Source organism: Paenibacillus etheri, from assembly GCF_001012825.1.
Taxonomy (GTDB): Bacteria; Bacillota; Bacilli; order Paenibacillales; family Paenibacillaceae; genus Paenibacillus_AQ; species Paenibacillus_AQ etheri.
Window position 1 is genome coordinate 529,787 of the sequence record NZ_LCZJ02000037.1, and the last position, 18,855, is coordinate 548,641.

An 18,855-nucleotide genomic window follows, 5' to 3' on the forward strand; every position below is an offset into this window, starting at 1 on the left:
TCGCTCATGGAAAAGACCATCCTAGTGGATGGCCTTTTATCTCAGCACAATCTAGCTCTTATCCCATCTTTCTACAGATGAAATTTGCTAACCATTTCTTTCAACTCTTCTGCCACGGAAGAGAGTGAGGTAGCAGATGAAGCAATCTCCTCCATTGCAGCCAACTGCTGCTCACTAGCTCCAGAAATTTCTTCTGCTCCAGCTGCTGTCTTCACGGAAGCTTCCTTAATCAGGATTGAAGTACTTAACAATTGTTCAGTACTAGCAGACATTTGTTGAGAGGCTGCGGACACTTCCTGTATTTGTCCATTCAAATCTTGGATAGAATATTTAATTCTATCAAATGACTGCTCGGCCGTATGCACAACTTCCATCCCAGTCATAACTTCCTTTGTCCCCAGATCAATCGAGACCACCGCTTGATTCGTCTCATCTTGAATCGTATCAATCAGTTTAATAACTTTGGCTGCGGAATGAGATGATTGCTCGGCCAGCTTCCTCACTTCATCTGCAACGACGGCAAATCCTCGGCCATGTTCCCCTGCTCTAGCAGCCTCAATCGCCGCATTTAAGGCAAGTAGATTCGTTTGTTGAGCAATGTTTGTAATGTCCCCTGCAATTTCACCAATCTCCTCTGAACGAACCCCTAATACTTGTATCACTTCGGAAACATGAGTGATCGTATTATGAATTCTGTCCATCTGTTGAACAGCAGTTTCCAGGGATACGCTTCCTTGTTCTGCTAACTCAGACGTATGAGCAGCAGTAGATGCTACATTCTGAGCATTGTTCGATACTTGCAGGACTCCCACAGAGAATTGCTCAATGGATTGTTCACTCTCCAGAACACTTTTAACCTGCGTTTCTGCACTTATAGCTACTTCCTGTACAGATTCAGCGATATGCTCGGCTGCCTGACTCGTTTGCTTCGCACCGGCCTTCAACTCTTCCGAGGATGAAGCTAAGTGGTCTACCGTTTGATGAACCCCCATAATTAGAGTGGAAAGTGAATCTATCATCAGATTAAATCGAATACCTAGTTGCCCAAACTCATCTTTATTCTTAATGATGACCCGCTCAGACAGATTACCTGTACTGATCTTTTCTGTGACTCCCATCAAAGCTTGAAGCGGCTTCATAATGGAAGCAATTATAAATATGATCAGAGCTGCTCCTAACAATAAGGAAATCACGACGACCAGTAGTGTTGTGTTAAAGATAGGTTGGACTTCTTGTTCTATTTCTGAGTACATCATTGTACCCGCTAGCTTCCAACCTGTTAGTTTACTTGTTTCAAAAATGGTTCGCTTCCCCTCCCCATTCTCTGTATATTCAAACTGACCTGTCTCCTGCTTAAATAAAGGATCATAAACACTACCTTTTGCTTCTACACCATTACTTAATTGCGGATGAACAATAATTTTACCCGTCTTGTCTACGATATAAGCAAATCCTTGTTCGCCAATTGTATATTTCCCAGTCACTTCACGAAGCTTCTCAAGGCTAAGATCCATTCCAATAACACCCGATCCATCAGCTAATGCCGCTGCGATAGTAACGACAACCTCTTTCGAACTGGCATCTTCATAAGGATTCGTAAAGACAACTTGGCCTTTACTAGCCATTGCTTGTTGATACCAATCTCGTTTTCTCGGGTCGAATCCTTCAGGCAATTGACTAGCTGGAGTCGCGATATACCTGCCCGTTTTCGATCCAAAATAGGTGAACAAAACATCTGTTTGAAGATTTTGATATTGCTCAAGCTGGAGTTGTACTAGCTCCAGTTGGCTTGGTGTCTCCTCCCGTGCTTCCAGGCTTTTCGCGAGATACGTTATATGATGAATTTTAGGACTAACCAGCTGATCAATCGTATTATTTAGAAAATGAACCGTGTCCTCCGCGCTACTAAGGATTTCATGTTCCACTTGCCCTTTGGCACTCTGATATGAAAGTACGCCAATGAATATACTTGGTACTAGTAGAACCATAGCAAACGAACCAATTAACTTTGCCCTTAACGTTCCTTTGAGCCCTCTCAACCACTTAAACATAAATTTCCTTCTCCATTCTCATTTAAATTTGCCAAAAAAAGACGGTATATCTTTCACAAAGCGGCATAGGTATCCCTGAACACAGTCGCATTCCCATTGCTGCAAATGATACAGCAGCGGAAGAATCGTTATGTATTGAAGCGAGGTATTGCATTCCAAAATCGTCTAAGCAATCCTAATCCTCTGGTGGGCTAATCGCTGTAAAGTATGTATTCATCCTGCATATTTCAATTCTTTCTTAATTCTGTTTAACCTCACTATCTTTAATGACATTTTTCACCCTTCATGCGTTAAACACCTATGTGATATATTATAGATAGAAGACATTAAAAGAGTTGATGAGTAACTTTCAGAAAAGTATGAATTTTTACATAAACAAACGCAAAAAAGCATCATCACATAGGATGATGCTTTTTCCTCACTCTTCTATCCTTTGGAGACAAATTTATATCCTATGCCCCAAACCGTTTTAATATATTTCGGTTCTTTAGGATTAATCTCGACTTTTTTGCGCAAATTAGCAATATGAACGTCCATTGCTCTCTCTGTAACAAACGAATCAAACCCCCGTAATTCATTGAGTAACTCTTCTCTACTAAAGACCTTTTCTTCATTAGTAATAAACAATCGCATAATCTCAAATTCAGAAAAGGTTGTTTCAACAAAGAAACTATTCACGTAGATCGCTCTTTTCTCGACATCAAGCATAATCGCTTCGCCATTACAACTTAGCGTCGTTGCAATCTCATCCTTGACCTCTGATGTAGACTGATAAAAATGAGTTCGTCTAATCATCGCACCGATTTTCGCTGTTAATTCTCTCATACTAAATGGTTTGCAAATGTAATCATCTGCACCTGCCAATAAAGCATCCACTCGTTCGGATACTTCTGTTTTCATTGAATCGACCAAGATAGGTACGGTTGAAAAACTGCGTAATTCATTACATAATTCAATTCCGCTTGTATCTGGTAACATCATATCCAAGAGGATAACATCGGGTGAGAACTCTTTAGCCAAATCAATCCCTTTGCGGCCGTTGTCAGCCGTCTGTACATCAAACCCCTCTTCAGACAAATACATCGCTAACATTTCACCCATAATCTGATCGTCTTCTATTATTAATATTTTGTACATAACATCCCTCACTTTTCCCAGAGAAACAATATTAATAACCGATTTACTAGAAAATATTTCTTAATACTCTCCTAGAATTCTCCTCACATTTTGTCGAATAATCAGATATTTATACTTTATTATAAGCATTTATTCAGGGAAATGTTAGGGATTTTGTCTGCTAATCTTAAATTTTATGTACTAGAGCTAACACATCATTTAATTGTTGCCGAAGCTCCTTCATATATTCTTGATACCTTTTCAAATCTATTGAGTTGTTAAGCTTTTCTTCAAACTGTTTAGAAGCTAAAAAAAGTCTTTCCGCTGAAAGATTCCCCGCAACTCCGCTTAGTGTATGAATCATCCGTTTAGCAGTAGAGTAATCCCCCGTTCGTATCGTTTCTTGAAGTTGATCAACAAAACTTACATATTCCCACGCAAACGTTTTAAGCATATGGTGATAAATTGGTATTTTCCCTTCCAGTCGCTCCATAGCTTTGGGAATATCTAGGTAGGGTAGTGGGACATATTCGCTTAGCATATCTTTCAGTACTTTAGGATCAATTGGCTTAGTAAGCACACCTTTCATCCCTACGCGATAGCAATTGTTGTGCTCCTCTTTGACGACGCTTGCTGTCATCGCCACGATGGGTAGGCTTTTATACCGTTTATCCTGGCGAACATGCAAAGCCGCCTCACAACCATCCATCTCTGGCATATGAACGTCCATTAAGATGAGATCCCATCTTGTTCCATCCAGATTTTTCAATACTTCATGCCCATTCCTAGCAATCGTGACCGAAAATCCATGGTCTTGTAACAATTCCACTGCTACTTGTTGATTAATCTCATGATCCTCTGCTAAGAGTATCTTTCCTTTATAACCGCTGATAAGAAAATCATCCTTGTGCACAAGCTGGTTAGTTACAAAATACGACTCTTTTTTTTGCTCAAAAGCCGCTTGAAGAGACCTAAATAAATCAATTCGATTGATCGGTTTTATCAAGACCGCATTAGGCTGTACTGCCTTTTCAATCCTCGCTAATTCATCCCTTCCGTATTCTGTCGTCATTGCAATAGTTATACTATTGCTCCCCCGTATAAGTGCTGCCAGACGACTTAAGGTCTCTACTCCATACATATCCTCCGCTTCCATATCGAGAAAGATAAAGCTATATGTAATTTCTCCCGCTTGCTGCTCCAAGTGATGGATTGCCTCCTGCCAACCAGTCAAGCATGTCGGAGATAAGTCCAAGGATTTCACTATAGTAGCTAGATTATTCCGCATCCTCTCATGATCCTCTACGATCAAGACTGGCAGATCCCCATATCCTTGATTCAGATAGAGGTTATTCCCTCTCTGATTTGATGATATTTCAAAAGGTAGAGTAAATGAAAAAACACTTCCCTTGCCTAATTCACTAGAAGCATCTAATCTACCACCCATCATCTTAATCAGATTTTGTGAGATCACCAGCCCAAGCCCTGTTCCCCCATACCTTCTACTCGTTGAATCATCTGCTTGTGTAAAGGGTTCAAATAGAGTGAGTATCTGTTCTGCCGTCAATCCGACCCCTGTATCTTCAACAACAAAACGTAGGAACATCTCATGCTGTAGCTGATATTCCACCGTTATGCTTAGAGAAACAAATCCACGTTCCGTAAATTTGATCGCGTTGCTGCACAAATTCAGCAATACTTGCTCAAGACGATGCGGGTCCCCAATCAATTCCATGGGTATTTCAGATTCAGTCTCGATAATAATTTCCAACTGCTTTGTCCCCAAATAAATTCCTAACATATCAGATAGCCGTCGTACAATCTCCTCGGGATAAAAGGCCACTTTCTCTATATCCAGCTTCCCTGCTTCTATCTTGGAAAAGTCCAGAATTCCATTAATTAATCGCAATAATACATGGGACGAAGTATAAATTTTCCCTTGATAGTCTTGTTGCTTAACCGTCATTTTTGTTTTTTGCATTAACTCTGACAAGCCGATAATCCCATTCATTGGAGTCCGAATCTCATGGCTCATCCTGGCAAGAAAATGTGTCTTTGCCTTGTTAGCCTCTTCAGCTTCTTCTTTTGCTTGTACCAGCTCCGCCTGTATCCGTCTTTGCCCATTCAACATGTAATTTAGTAATAAATACAGCAAACTTACAACAATACATACAGAAATCACATTTATGATAAGGGATAGTCTTTGAGCATTATTTAATTGTTTTAACGCTTCACTAGTAGGCAGTGCAGTTGCAACCGACCAACCAGAGTAAGCTACAGGGGCGTATCCTATGTATTCTTTGTGATCGTTAACAGTAGCAATTTGTAACCCTTTCTCGCCAGCAATCATCTCTCCGCCTATATTGTCCAGACCACCTGGTTGTTCCGAAAGTTTGTCCTTACCAACCAGCTCTTGTCTGGGGTGATACATAATTGTGCCATTCTTTGAAAGTAAAATGGTATACCCGGTTTGACCGATTGGGTAAGCTTCCATGATACTCGGAATGTCATCCAACAATAGATCAACAGCTATAAAGCCAAGTACGACTTCGTTTTCTACGATTTTCAGAATAGCACTAGTGACAAGCCTTCCCGTTATATAATCTATGTACGGCTCTGTAAAGGTGACCTCTTCTGAACTCAGATCATCTTTAAACCATGGACGTTCCTGAGTGTTCCAGTCCGACGTTGCTACTGCACCTTCACTTCCAATTAAAGAGTTTGCTGTTTTGCTCACAACCCATACAAATTCCACATTGTTATCCAACGCCTTAATTGCATCCAATTCTGAGGACACATCTTTATAATTAGTGTTGGTACGTACGTCACTTCTTGATGGTGCCGTTTTCAAATACTTAATGATCGTACGGTTCGTACTCATTTGCCGAACCATAGCTCCTTTTTGCATAAAAAAAGCATTCATCTGATCTGCCAGAGCTTTACTTTGTAATGTTAGCTTGCTCTCAATTTCATCCTTTATTATCTTGTTTGTTTGTGACAATACAATGTTTCCCGTTAGGACAAAGGCTATAACAATCGTAATTAACATCAAATAAGTCAACTTTTTCGCATAATTTTCTTCAAAAATTTTCATGATTTACCCCTTTATTTGTGCATGCTTCAAAGTGTAAGAATACTATGATGTGCCAAGGAGCACTACTCTTTATTACTAAAGGTCTATCTCATTTACGGATAGACTCCTTTTTGCGCTGGAATGAACTCCACTTTGATCTCTGCCGGTTACAAATGTACCTTATTCATCTTATCTCGCTCCTTGATCAAATAATGATAAGGCGAGAATAACTCCTGACGAATAGCCAACGGAATAGGTCGGGGAACCTTTTGTTAGGCTGCAGGGGTGAGATGAAAAACCTTGTTGGATGATCGTGTAAACGCACTAGTGATTTCAAATCATAGTCTCTGCAAATCCTACACCCTCTCATTTATAGAATATCTGTTAGTTCATCCAGGGTATGGACTGTATAGTCCGGAGCCTGCTCCTGGTTCCAAGGTTGCTGTTTTCTATTGATCCAGCAGGCCTGAATCCCCGCTCTCTGTGCACCCAGAATATCCGAAGGGGTATCACCAATATGGAGAATTTGCCCAGGTTCTACTCCGTACATCTTGATAATCTCCTGAAACATCAGATTGTTGTGGTCGTTCTTGTATGATTTATAGGATTCCGAAGCAAAGAGACGAATCCTATACTCCCCGTAAAATGGCGGCAGCATATCTTCGTCCGTATCGCTTACAATACAAACCTCATATTTAGCAGTAATATATTCAATAAAATCCAGGGTCTCCTTGTAAAATTCCGCTTGTGTATGTTCATGCACCAATATACTTACTGCAGCGGAACTATCATACGTCATATTTAACTCGGCAAAAACCCGTTCAAAACATTCTCTGTAAATTTCTTTCGTCAGTACAAATGTCTGTTCAGTTCGGATACGTGACGCAATATCAAAATAATGAGCAAGCAGCATAGACTGGTGCTTCTGTGCAGTCACTATATTATATGGATCCCCCAGAATCTCCTCCCACATTTTTAATGTCCGGTTATCCAAATTGACCAAGGTTTGAAACATATCCAGACTGATGACTTTAAAATTATTCATTACGGCTCACCTCTTTCAAACTGTCATTTAGAAGCTCAAAAGGTTCCATCTGCCCGCTAATTCCGGATAATGCTCCATCAATTAACTCATATGCCAATACCGCTTCTTCTTTTTCCCCCCTACTACTCCCACATGCGGAACAAAACCAATCTCTTGATAGAAATCCGTATGTCCGCATACAAATACTGTTGGGGGGATCCCGTTCTCCCGAATGATCAACTTGCTGAACATCAAGTAACCAGCCAGCTCATGATTGGCGTATGCGATAAAAGCCAATTCCGGTATGTAAAAGGGGGGGCTTCGAATATGCTCAATCACCCATGACTTATTGAAATTCAATACTCTTCCACTATTTGGAATCCATATCAACACTTCGTCTACTTTGCACATTCGTTCCTCCAGTCTTCCCCGAAGTGTATTGGTAACGCATTCGAAAACATCGTTCCAAGCAAACCGATCCTAGTTCTCACTCATGACCCGTTGTTCCATTTCATAGATAAAGGTAAGCTGGCAGCCGATGGTATCTACAAAGGAATACATTCAGGAAACCATGGCACATTCTTCATCTCCAAATGGATTGGCAGGTGTAAATGCTCGATTCCTTATTCGCAGTGAAGTTACTCTGCATGAAACTCTATTGATTGATTGATTAAAATTTATTACGCTAAGAGGGAACGATAGTTCAACAAAACACTGGCAGGCTAGGACTATGTCCTCTATTTGTTCTTCACCGCTTTGACCAAGCTCTCGATAAACCGGATGGGAAGAGTGGTATCCTGGGGATTCCCGGTGGTAGCCGAGTTCACGACGATCACTAGATCTAGGTCGGGTACGATGGTCAGATATTGGCCGGCATAACCCATACCGAAAACTACCTTGTGCCCGCTGTACTGATCCATCCACCAATGGTGGCCATATTCGCCGAAGAACACATTTCCCTCCGAATGCCGAGAGGTCGATTCTCGGATCCATGCTTCCGAGACGATGCGCTTGCCATCCCACACGCCACGGTTAAGCACCAGTTGGCCAATCTTGGCCAGATCCCTTGGCTTCATCTTTAGGCCGAAGCCCCCTGAATTCGAATCGTCCGGTGAACGGGGCCACTTCACGCTATCAATGCCGAGAGGACCCAACAGATGCTCCTTGGCAAAATCGAGTTCGGATTGCCCCGTCGTTTTCCTGAGAATCGCCGCCAGTAATTGGGAACCACCTGTGTTGTAGTTCCATACTTCACCTGGCCTGGAATCCATCGATTGGCTGAGTACAAATTGGTTCCAGTCCTTGGTCTCCGTCATAGGCCGGAGCATATAATTCCACTCAGTCCATTCCGGAAAATGCAAGCCACTTGTCATGCTGAGCAAGTGCTCTAATGTAATGGATCTCTTATCGGGTGAATCGAACAACTCCTTATATTCGGGAAAAAAAGGCTCTATCGGCTCATTTATTCCTTTCAGATAACCTTTGTCGATAGCTATCCCGATTAAGAGCGATGTCACGCTCTTGGTGATCGAGTTTACAGCCAGCTTGGAATCCGACATGCCGTCCTTGTAATACTCGGAGACGATTGTGCCGTCCTTAACAACAAGCATGGAGAGAACTGGTGATTTCTTGGCATATTGCATCACTTCTTCGACTTCTTTGGGATCCATCTCAACCTGCTCAGGAGTGCCGATTGGCCACTCCCCGTTGGGCAAGTTGATTACCTTGGAGTTGCTGGGGGACGACACAGGGGCTAAGGACTTTTCGGAAGAGCAAGCGGACGTGGTAAGGATCAGGCTAGCTGCCCCTGCCAACATGGCCAGCTTGGCATAACGGAATATTTCGGTCATACATGAACACACCCTTTAAGGTTATTCTTCTATCTCCCCTTATGGTAGTGTAATGGGCGCGGATCGTCTTCCAATTTCTTGCTACCCGATTAACAATTCTTGCTATAATAGAGATAGGATTGAATCAATAATGGAAATAAGGGAGGGCGGTGAAACGGATGGTGGCAGCCAAAGCCTTGGAATTGGAATACCGGTACCGGGTCAACCATGTCGTCAACTACATGGAAGAGCATCTTACGGATCCATTAACCCTTAAAGAAGTGTCGGAAGTGGGCGCCTTCTCCCCCTTTCACTTCCATCGGGTGTTCAAAGCGGTGATGGGCGAGAACGTGCACGGGTTTATCCAGCGGATCCGCGTCGAGAAGGCAATCAAGCTACTGTTGTTCCACCCGAACCGGAGCATAACTGATATCGCCTTGGATTGTGGTCTGCAAACCCCGGCCCACTTTTGCAGAGTGTTCCGCGAACATACCGGGCTGAGCGCTTCCGAATGCCGGGACAGGTTTCCTCTCCAGACGATTGCGGAACGGTTCAGGGCCCGACTCACCTTTGAAAAGTCCACCGAACTGTCCCGCAAGCTAGCGGAACTCCCGATCGAGATTCGGAACCTTGCTCCAATGAATGCGATCTACGCCCGGTATAGGGGAACCATCAATGAAGGAAAAATCAATCCGGACATTACAGGGCTCTTTGAGCGGGTAGCCTCGTGGTTGGACGCGAGAGAAGCACTGAAAAAAGGAAGCTTGACGGTCGGACTCATCCTCGACGACCCTTTCATCACGCCGGACGGCAGACACAGGTATGACGCTTGCATTACAACGGAGCAACGGATGACACCGACTGGCGATCTGGGCATCCGGACGATTCCTGGAGGCAAGTACGCCATTGTGCGGATGACAGACAGACCGGATATGGCGAAAGATCTGCTGCACCTGGTCTCCATCGAGCGGCTTCCCCTAAGCCCGTATATATGGGACGTTTCACGTCCGGCCCTGGAGATTTACTTCCCCAACTCCCTTCACCATCCGGAGGGACAGTGCGAAATGGAATTCGGCATCCCGATCAAACTAGATGAAGCCGGCTTCTGAAGTATCAGACACATCTTTTTTCTTAAATCTATCAATTTATCAATATCATCGATATTTGCTTTACGATATTTGACATCTCATCACTCCTGAATAAATTGTCTCACATCATTTTACATAGATTTTTATTTGAACTTTCTCGTTAGCTGAACGCCCTCTCGTTCCACTGCCAGCAAGGACATCACGTCAAACTGTTCGTCCTATTTGTGGTACGGTTCACCGCGCTGTCTGTAACGGCAAGTATCTTTTATATAATGAAGACCGCCATAATGGCGGCCTAAAATTAAATTACGACTTTCTTCTAACCGGGATCCATACTTCGCAAATCGATTCGGTGTGATCATCATTTGCCCAATAGTACTTCTCCATACATGGTCCTTCAACTTGTTCAAAATCCGAGGATGGGAACCACTCCGAATAAATTGGTTTCCAGACGTTTAGGATTTCTAACCCGATCTCCATGTCGTCTGGAATCGATTCTCGACTATCGAACACCGCGTAGCTTTGATTAGGAATCTGAAGGATGTTCAACCCATCCGGTACTCCTCTTCCTTCTGGCAACTCGACACCCGTCATATAGCTCTTAGTACCATCCTCGCTGAAATCAAAGTAATATCCGTTTAACAGAGAACCTACAGGCCTGCCAACAGTCTCGTTAATCCGGTCATGTGTGCCATTCTTCCAAATTACCTCCACGAAAGCCGGTATCTCCGTGAAAGGGTCCTTCTTGATGATGACGACCTTGCCGATTGCTGTTGAAGCCTTTTCCTCGACAATGCGATAGTTCATTTCTGTTTCTCCTTTAATCTGAATTTGAAAGGAGATTCGAGGGAACGCTTTGAGCTTCACATTCTTTTTCTTTGCCGCAAGTGGTGTTACGCCATGTATCCGTTGAAATGCTTTGGCAAATGCTTCAGGACTCTCGTAACCATATTTCAGCGCAATATCAATGACCTTACTATCCGATCCTGCCAGATCTTCCGCCGCAAGCGTGAGCCTTCGGTTACGCATATATTCGGTCACCGTAAAGCCCGTCAAGGCATGGAATATCCGCTGAAAATGGTACTTCGAAGTCATTGCGGACCTTGCGATATCGTCGATCTCAATATTCGATTGCAAATTCTCTTCTACGTAATCAATCGCCTGCCGAAGCAACCGAAGCGTTTCCACTCGCTCTCATCTCCTTTCATTATTCAGTCTAGAAGAACGGCTGAAGGGATTCCTGTTCGAAAGTGCTTCGTTTTATCTGAAAAACTTACCGCTACTTGTGATACGGTTCACCGTAACATCTATAGAGCGAAATCTGGATCTGGCATTCAGAATAAAGAGAATTATCACATCATCGTAAGAGGATGATAACAATCAACATAATAAATAGGCAATTTAATAGGATCCAGTTGTTTAAGGAGAAAGGCTATGAGCGGTACCGTTCAAGAAATCGCGGCGAATCTCAGCTCCAACTACTGGATCAGAGCTCGGAGAGGTATCGCGAGATCGAAGATCCTAAAACAAAAATTAGCACTCTGCTCGGTGGATTGCTCAAGCGATACAGCGAGGAGGGTGATCTGATGAAGCCGGTCGGCTCGTCGATGTAGTGGGCGAATGTGGATTTCATCAGGCACAGGCAAACCAATAATACCAAGTGCCAAACAGAAGAAAATGGAGATGTACCCGTGTTCTATAATGATGTCCTGTAATAAGGCGATGATGATCACGCTCCGTCTCTAATGGTTCTAGGCAAAGAAATGGTTATTCGACCGTTTTTGAGAATCTTAATTCTTTTGTGGTCATAAATCCTAGTGCCTAAATATCATATGACACTTTGAGGTGTCTTGGCATGATGGATGACGAAATGAAACTTGTTGATATGACAAGTCCTTTGCCATACTCGGTTTAGCCGTTATGAGGCAAATACATTTCGAGGAGAGACCATTTATGAACAAAAAGACTCGCACCGTCGCGGCTCTACTATTATCCGCTATGGCAACGACCACAATTATCCCACCTAGCAGCCAGGCAGCTGCCGCAACAATGTCCACAACTAATGCACCTGTAAATTCTAGCTTGGAGGGGCCCCGCGATGCCAAGGAAGTAGAAGCATTTGCAAATAGCATTTTTAAGGACCTGATGAAGAAGCATAACATAGTCGGTACTAATTTCTCGCTCGTAGCCGATGGGAAAGTGTTAGTAAGCAAAGGTTACGGTTATGCCGACAAAGAAAAGAAGATTCCCGTTGATAAAGACACCGTTTTCCAGATCGGCTCTGTTACCAAGCAATTCACGGCCTTGGCTGCTATGCAGATGGTCGATAAGGTGAAAATCGATTTACATGGCGACATTCAAAAGTACTTAGGAGGATTGAAGATTCCGAATAAAACGGAGAAAAAGCTGACCATGTATGATCTGCTTACCTATTCAACCGGATTTGAAAATGACGATATCGCTTCGTATTATTCAACGGAATATGTTAATAAAGAATATCTAATAAAGGATTTTCTCAAATCACATATGTCAACGGTTGTGAGGCCTCCGGGAGAAGCTTACGTTTATGACAATTTTGGGTTTTTGCTAGCGGGGTATGCGGTAGAGAACGCCTCGGGAATGCCCTATTCGAAGTATATGGAGAAAAACATTTTCAACCCGTTAGGCATGACCTCAACGAGTGTGCGGATTACGCCTGAACTACTAGGCAGAATGTCTGCTCACTATGGACCGAAGGGTGAGAAGATCCCTATGGATGGAACTATGCCTACAGAAAAACCTGAAGGTGGTATGATCTCAACAGCAGATGACATGGCGAAGTATCTCTTAATGCATCTGAACAAAGGAAAGTATGATGGCAAAGAAATTCTGAGCCAAAAAAGCATAGAGCAAATGCACACATACCAGTATTTTGCTGATAAAACGATTCCTATTACAACAATCGGGTTCGAAGGCTACTTCCCTGAGATGATGAATGGTCAACATGTGATTCTAAAAGGAGGGAATGTTACAGGGCAATCATCCCTGATTGTTATTCTGCCTGAGAAAAATGTAGCCTTTTATATGACCAACAATGATGACAACCCCATGTTTAGCATTGACGTGTATCAAGCGCTTATGAATCACTATTATCCAAAAAAGAAAGAGGTTTCAAAGCCAACCTATTCGGCACTCAGTGAGCAGCAAGCCAAAGCGTATGTCGGATTATATGAAAACATTCGTATGAATAGTTTTAGATATAAGGTTTCTTATTCGAACGGGCACTTAGTTTCGGAATCACCTTCAGGTAAGCATACGCTGAAAATGATCAGCCCTTCATTGTTCGAAGATGAATCAGGTAATAAAGTGACGTTTAACAAAACCGCAGCTGGCAAAATTGCATATATGTATGTTACGACTCTACCAGAGGCAGCTTCAATGACAGAGAAAGTTAACGTTGATTCACCATTCTCTGATGTACCTGCGAATAGTCAGTATAAACCATATATTAACAATCTCAACGCTTTAAAAGTCATGACCGGGAAGTCTTCCCATATCTTTGATCCAAAAGGAACGATGACTCAAGCTGAATTCTCAGAAGTGCTACTTCGCGCCCATGGGTGGGATAAACAGCCTTTCATGCTTGAACCCAATAAGAAGCAGATGGTAGCCGGACTGCCTAATTTTCAGCCTAATTCTCCGATCACTAGACAAATGGCAGCGGTAATGATCCAAAACCTGAGACAGGTAGAGCCTAGCACGAAGGTTAAACTGAGTGGAAAAACGGATGCTTGGGCAGTAGAAGCCATCAAAGTGCTTGTATCCCAAGGGATCATGGACCCGGATACGAAGATTAAATCTGATGGCTCCGTGAACTTCCGTTCAAAAGAACTTTTGAAACGTCAAGAAGCTAGTGCCTTATTGGATCAAGCATTTAATTACTATACTTTACCCATCAGTCACTAATTGATCCGATTCAAGAACCCTAGCCAAATTAAAGGGCTTATACAGTAAGAAACAAGCGGCTGCCTATGCTGCTGCTTGTTTTTAGTTATTGCCGTGTCCAATGGCATTCTATACCGAGCGATAAAGATTATTCCAGGAGCCCGGCCTCTAGTGCTTTTTGCACCGCATCTTCCCGGTTGTGAACTCCCAACTTCCTGTAGGCCGATGATGCATAGTTTCTAACCGTACCATCGGATAAATACAATTTGGAGGCAATCGTTTTATATCGTAGACCTTTCGACACGAACCTCAGTACCTCAATCTCCCGTAGCGTTAAGTCATAGGCGGCTCCTATTATCTCGGGTCAATTCTCTTACAATGCAACGGGTGAATTTGTCGGGGTCGGCGATATCGAGAGCCAAACCCGTCAGACATTGGATAATCTAGATCGCGTACTAGCAGAATTCGGTATCACCAAAGCCAACTTAGCGTATGCCGAGGTATACCTAACCAATGCGCAAGAGCATGGAGAAACAGTTATCGAGCTATTCAAGGAGTACCTGGGAGATCAACACCGACCCGCTGGCAGCCTTATCGGCGTCACTTACCTGGCCTTCCCCGAGCAATGGATCGAGATCAGAGCAGTAGCCTATGTAGATTAATTAAAAGTATACACTGTAAAACATAGTTCAGGTGATTCACAGTAAAGGTCCTGTCGAGGTACATCATCATTTTGTAGCACGAAAATCCCACAGACGCCTGTTTTACACATCGTTCTGACCGGAGCGTGGTCTACCCCGCTCCTATGATTGACATGCTGAAAATACAGGCTCCTGCGAGTTTTTCTTCAAAAAACTTGCCCCTACTTGTGATATGGTTCAGCTTAACGGGGCTATCGGCAAATGCGAAAGGAGTAGCTGCGGCATGTTCCTTCGTTGATGTTCTTATGAATTCTTATTTCATTTTATGAGAACTAAATCCATTAATTCATTGCGAGACACAGGGAATCCCATAAGTTTTTCTCCATCATTCTCACTTCATTCAGTAATCGCGCGCTGCATCGAACCAGCGTTGAGCCATCTCTTCTGTTATAGGCTGGCCGATCAGGTGGTCAGACTGGCTTAGTTGCCATACTGCTTCACCAAGGTCTTCTCGTTCAGTGGTTTCGATGCCTTTGAGAGTATTGAAGCGCAAGATGAAGGCGGTAACGGCTGCCTCGGCATCGGCAAAACTGCGGGCCTGGGCCAAGGTTGCCTCTGCAACGTTGTAAGCTTCGTTAGCCAGCTTGGCCAGACGTTTAGGCCAAGACGAGAATGGACGGCCGAACTCGCTCGTCCACCACTCAGGCTTTCGCAATTGGCTCACTGAAGCATGGCTGGTCCACGGACGGGTGTTGGCGCGTGTTTTCATTTGCTGCTTTAGGCGTTTGCCCACGATCTCTTCCACGTTGTAGGCGATAAATCTATCAAGCAACGGCCACGCGTTCAAGGGCGGAAAGTCACCCAGATCAGGCATGAAGCGCAGCTCCAGATTCGTTAACCGGGCATGACGGGCCAACAAGTCCACGTCGCAGAAGTTCCCCGACAAACTCAGTGAGTCAAGGTTTGGGAAGCGGTTCAGACACTCCAGCGAGATGGGCTGTCCCAGCGGTGCGTTTCGGAGCGTCAGGCACGTCACCTGGTGCAGCTCACCCAGGTCGGGCAGCAAGAAAGGAACATCATTCTTGCGTCGGCTGGTGCGTGGCGCAAGTGTCAGAGAATATGGCATATCGCCAGTGGCCGAGAAGCGTGATAGATCGCCGGCCACACTCAGGCGGAAATATTCAAAGATCTTCCGCTTCGGAAGCTTCAGGCGCAAACACCCCCCGGACTGGTCCAGCTCGATATGCAAGCCATGCAAATTAGACTGGCTGGCGTCCGCCATCGTGTCTGCAGACAGGATCGGAACCCACGCCATCTCTTCAATGGGGCGTTTCTGTGCCCAGTCGAAGAAGCCTACTTCATTGCCTGTGTAGTGTAGAAATCGCGGCCAGGGCGAGCCCGCTGGCGTGGCAAAGGCATCAAATACGGTCCAATCGATGTGCGCATCAGGTGCGACGTGAAGGTCTGCCTTCTTCCCCAAATGCGACGGTCCAATGGAGAGGCTGCCCACGCCGGGCTCAATGACAAGAGTGTGACTGCGAGGACCTGTCAGGTCGATGGGATAACGACCAACTTCTTTTATGGAACCAGCAGGTGGACGAGCTGGGTTATCATTTGGCATTTCTATCATCCTTTCTTCTAAATGCCTGCGTACTGCTTTATGTGTCCCCACATCTCGGCACTTTGGATCTTACTAGAGGGTGTCGGAATCATACGCTACCACACAGAAGAGGTATCATCCCTATGTTAGAACATCAATTTGACCTGAATCAACTGCCAATTGAACTAAAGTTCGCGTTTCAAAAACTAAACTCGGAGAAGATCATTTAGATATGGAAGTCTCTTTAGTTGTTATGGGGATGTTCGAGCTTTTTCAGCATTGAATTCGAAGCTTAAAATATATATTTTTCTATTGAATATTGTTATGATTTGATCGTAAACAAGATTGGTTTCATATCATTAGAGGGGGAGGAATGATTCACCATCGATCAGATCTTAATTGTAGATGATGAGCCTGAAATCCGGCAGTTAATCCGAATGCATTTAGAACAATCAGAATTATCAGTGATAGAAGCTTGTTCAGGACGACAAGCTATTCAATGCTTACAGGAACAGGCCATAGAACTAATGATACTGGACCTTATGATGGATGATGGCAACGGGTTTGAGGTGCTGCACTATTTACGTGAAGCAAATGCTGGGCCATTAGTTATTGCCCTTAGTGCAAGGCGAGAAGTGCAAGACAAAATCTTGACGCTCGGATTAGGTGCAGATGATTATGTCACTAAGCCCTTTAGCCCGGTGGAATTAGTTGCTCGCGTGCAAGCACAGTTAAGAAGACATCGCCCTCAATCTTCTTATCCTGCTAAGGTTCTGCGTTTAAATAAATTAATACTGGATATCGACAATTATGTTTTGCGAAATGATGGGAAGTCATTTACTGTAACCCCAGTAGAATGCAGACTTTTAGCATTGTTCATGCAAAATCCAGACCGTGTTTTAACCAAAAGAGAAATTTACAAGCAGGTGTGGAATCATGAAAACTTTGATGATAACAATTTAAGTGTTTTTATAAGCAAACTGCGAAACATTCTTGAACCTACGGTGGGCTCCCCTCATTACCTTTATAGCATACGTGGAATCGGCTATAAGTTCTCAGGAGATGGACAATGAAAAATCGAACAAAGCTTTGGCTGCTTATGCTCATTAGTGCAATCATCAGTATTCTTTTGTTTATTCCACTTAGCCTTGTTATTGGGAATATAGGAAATCAGGGTTATGATCTAAATAGCCTGAACACCATTTCGCAAGAAATCCTCGATACGATTGAAGAGCATCGAGCGTTTCATGCCGCAGACATAACGCCAATACTAGATGATGCTCATAGAAACCATCCTGATATTCGTTTTGAATGGATTGCAGCAGATGGATCGACGATTTATGATACCTTCGGTGAAAAGAAAAACTATGATTTTCAGCAGCTTGCAGATCGTATGCTTTATATGCCCCAGAACCTATGGGGGGTCGATGAGCCGATTACGCTTACTTTTTCTATTAGCCAAGAGGATCAACCCTATTATCTACTAATGGGTTTGTCCAGTGACGCCATGAAAGAAGGCCAAATTTATTTTTACATGCGTACCTTTAAAGTCATGTCGATTTTTATGTTACCGTTAATTGTTGCTTTCTTAATTCCCTATCTATTATCTCTATGGTTTCTCTCCTCCATGAACAGACGCATCAATAAGCTCAATAATGCTATAGGACGGCTTAACCTCCAAAGTGAAATCACTGTACTAGAAGACACGAAAAAAGATGAAATCAGCCAACTCACTGCGCATTATAACGCTATGGCTCGCCGTATCCAAAATCAAGCCGAACAAATCAAGCAATTTGACAACAGACGCAAGCTGCTGCTGTCTAATCTTTCCCATGATCTACGCACCCCACTAACGATGATTTTAGGCTACGCAGAAACGATTCGCGCTGGATTGTATAAGGATGAGAAGGAGCTGCAAGCCAGTGCCAAAGTTTTGCTGCAGCGCTCTCGTTATATGGATAAGCTATTGGATCAATTATTAGATATTACTCAGCAGTATGATGACAATTTAGAGTTCTATGTTGCAATGGATAATCTATCTGAAATATTGCGAAAAATTGCTGCAGACTACCTGATGTTTGTAGAGGGGCAAAATTTCACTGTTGAAGTAAATATCCCAGACAAAGATATCGAAGCTCGGATTGATTCATCCCTAATCGAACGTGCACTGCGAAACCTGCTCGACAATGCGATCCGTTACGGATCAGAGGGTCATTATCTTGAGATCGGGCTTTCGGAAAAAGATGATGCTATATTCATGACGGTTATCGATAAGGGTCGAGGTATTCCTTTACAGGATCAAGAACATGTTTTTGAACGGTTCTACCGTGTCGATAGCAACAGAAAGGGCGAAGGACTTGGCATTGGACTATCCATTGTTAAAGAAATCATTGCCGTCCATGGTGGATCAATTACTTTGACGAGTGTCCCTTATGAAAAGACAATGTTCGAAATCCAGCTGCCAAATCATCAGCGTGAACAATAGCGCTGCTTTACCACTATTGGCGAT

Annotated in this window: 14 protein-coding genes and 4 pseudogenes; 9 read left to right on the plus strand and 9 right to left on the minus strand. The window is 43.5% G+C overall.

The window, feature by feature from the left end; translation table 11 throughout:
* Nucleotides 1–71: 71 nt before the first annotated feature.
* From UQ64_RS25900 to UQ64_RS25925, 6 genes are all read right to left on the minus strand, one after another.
* Nucleotides 72–2,051: a methyl-accepting chemotaxis protein gene (locus tag UQ64_RS25900; RefSeq protein WP_060626246.1), complete on the minus strand. Its 1,980-nt coding sequence runs from the start codon at nucleotides 2,049–2,051 to the stop codon at nucleotides 72–74.
* A 426-nt stretch (nucleotides 2,052–2,477) separates the two neighbouring features.
* A complete protein-coding gene (locus UQ64_RS25905) occupies nucleotides 2,478–3,188 on the minus strand; it encodes a response regulator transcription factor (protein ID WP_060626247.1) in 711 nt (236 codons plus the stop codon).
* Between the two features lie 166 nt (nucleotides 3,189–3,354).
* The gene (locus tag UQ64_RS25910) at nucleotides 3,355–6,261 is read right to left on the minus strand and encodes a response regulator (protein ID WP_060626248.1); all 2,907 of its coding nucleotides are present in this window, start codon (nucleotides 6,259–6,261) and stop codon (nucleotides 3,355–3,357) included.
* Nucleotides 6,262–6,610: 349 nt separating this feature from the next.
* Nucleotides 6,611–7,285 carry an HAD family hydrolase gene (locus UQ64_RS25915; RefSeq protein WP_060626249.1) on the minus strand — a complete coding sequence of 225 codons (675 nt, stop codon included), beginning with the start codon at nucleotides 7,283–7,285 and terminating at the stop codon, nucleotides 6,611–6,613.
* 81 nt (nucleotides 7,286–7,366) lie between these two features.
* Nucleotides 7,367–7,675, minus strand: coding sequence for a hypothetical protein (locus UQ64_RS25920; protein ID WP_060626250.1), 309 nt, complete (start codon nucleotides 7,673–7,675; stop codon nucleotides 7,367–7,369).
* A 326-nt stretch (nucleotides 7,676–8,001) separates the two neighbouring features.
* Nucleotides 8,002–8,934, minus strand: a complete 933-nt coding sequence (locus UQ64_RS25925) for a serine hydrolase domain-containing protein (RefSeq protein WP_342447616.1) — start codon at nucleotides 8,932–8,934, stop codon at nucleotides 8,002–8,004.
* Between UQ64_RS25925 and UQ64_RS32420 the strand changes: the two genes are divergently transcribed.
* Nucleotides 8,852–9,097: a hypothetical protein gene (locus UQ64_RS32420; RefSeq protein ID WP_245238255.1), complete on the plus strand. Its 246-nt coding sequence runs from the start codon at nucleotides 8,852–8,854 to the stop codon at nucleotides 9,095–9,097. The genes UQ64_RS25925 and UQ64_RS32420 overlap by 83 nt on opposite strands.
* Nucleotides 9,098–9,272: 175 nt before the next feature.
* The gene (locus tag UQ64_RS25930; RefSeq protein WP_060626252.1) at nucleotides 9,273–10,202 is read left to right on the plus strand and encodes an AraC family transcriptional regulator; all 930 of its coding nucleotides are present in this window, start codon (nucleotides 9,273–9,275) and stop codon (nucleotides 10,200–10,202) included.
* Nucleotides 10,203–10,487: 285 nt separating this feature from the next.
* On the opposite strand, the gene UQ64_RS25935 is transcribed toward UQ64_RS25930, so the two are convergent.
* Entirely contained in the window at nucleotides 10,488–11,369 is an 882-nt protein-coding gene (locus tag UQ64_RS25935; RefSeq protein WP_156417674.1) for an AraC family transcriptional regulator, read from the minus strand.
* Nucleotides 11,370–11,551: 182 nt separating this feature from the next.
* Between UQ64_RS25935 and UQ64_RS25940 the strand changes: the two genes are divergently transcribed.
* Together UQ64_RS25940 and UQ64_RS25945 are read left to right on the plus strand one after the other, a co-directional pair.
* Nucleotides 11,552–11,794, plus strand: a complete 243-nt coding sequence (locus UQ64_RS25940; protein ID WP_060626253.1) for a hypothetical protein — start codon at nucleotides 11,552–11,554, stop codon at nucleotides 11,792–11,794.
* 340 nt (nucleotides 11,795–12,134) lie between these two features.
* The gene (locus UQ64_RS25945) at nucleotides 12,135–14,126 is read left to right on the plus strand and encodes a serine hydrolase domain-containing protein (protein ID WP_060626254.1); all 1,992 of its coding nucleotides are present in this window, start codon (nucleotides 12,135–12,137) and stop codon (nucleotides 14,124–14,126) included.
* Nucleotides 14,127–14,253: 127 nt separating this feature from the next.
* Here the strand turns inward: UQ64_RS25945 and UQ64_RS30435 are convergent.
* A pseudogene (locus UQ64_RS30435) lies at nucleotides 14,254–14,451 on the minus strand (response regulator transcription factor); the annotation flags it as partial.
* A gap of 10 nt (nucleotides 14,452–14,461) precedes the next feature.
* Here UQ64_RS30435 and UQ64_RS25950 point away from each other — a divergent pair.
* Nucleotides 14,462–14,767, plus strand: a pseudogene (locus UQ64_RS25950) (RidA family protein); the annotation flags it as partial.
* Nucleotides 14,768–15,146: 379 nt separating this feature from the next.
* Here the strand turns inward: UQ64_RS25950 and UQ64_RS25955 are convergent.
* Nucleotides 15,147–16,367, minus strand: coding sequence for a hypothetical protein (locus UQ64_RS25955; protein ID WP_060626255.1), 1,221 nt, complete (start codon nucleotides 16,365–16,367; stop codon nucleotides 15,147–15,149).
* Between the two features lie 416 nt (nucleotides 16,368–16,783).
* On the opposite strand from UQ64_RS25955, the pseudogene UQ64_RS33020 reads away from it, so the two are divergent.
* The 4 genes and pseudogenes from UQ64_RS33020 to UQ64_RS25965 all read left to right on the plus strand — a co-directional run.
* A pseudogene (locus UQ64_RS33020) lies at nucleotides 16,784–17,011 on the plus strand (response regulator); the annotation flags it as partial.
* A pseudogene (locus UQ64_RS33025) lies at nucleotides 16,988–17,093 on the plus strand (DNA-binding response regulator); the annotation flags it as partial. The pseudogenes UQ64_RS33020 and UQ64_RS33025, both read left to right, overlap by 24 nt.
* Nucleotides 17,066–17,419 carry a winged helix-turn-helix domain-containing protein gene (locus UQ64_RS33030; RefSeq protein WP_425339622.1) on the plus strand — a complete coding sequence of 118 codons (354 nt, stop codon included), beginning with the start codon at nucleotides 17,066–17,068 and terminating at the stop codon, nucleotides 17,417–17,419. The pseudogene UQ64_RS33025 and the gene UQ64_RS33030, both read left to right, overlap by 28 nt.
* Nucleotides 17,416–18,831, plus strand: a complete 1,416-nt coding sequence (locus tag UQ64_RS25965; protein ID WP_060626257.1) for a HAMP domain-containing sensor histidine kinase — start codon at nucleotides 17,416–17,418, stop codon at nucleotides 18,829–18,831. Before UQ64_RS33030 ends, UQ64_RS25965 begins: the two co-directional genes overlap by 4 nt.
* The last annotated feature ends 24 nt before the right edge of the window (nucleotides 18,832–18,855 follow it).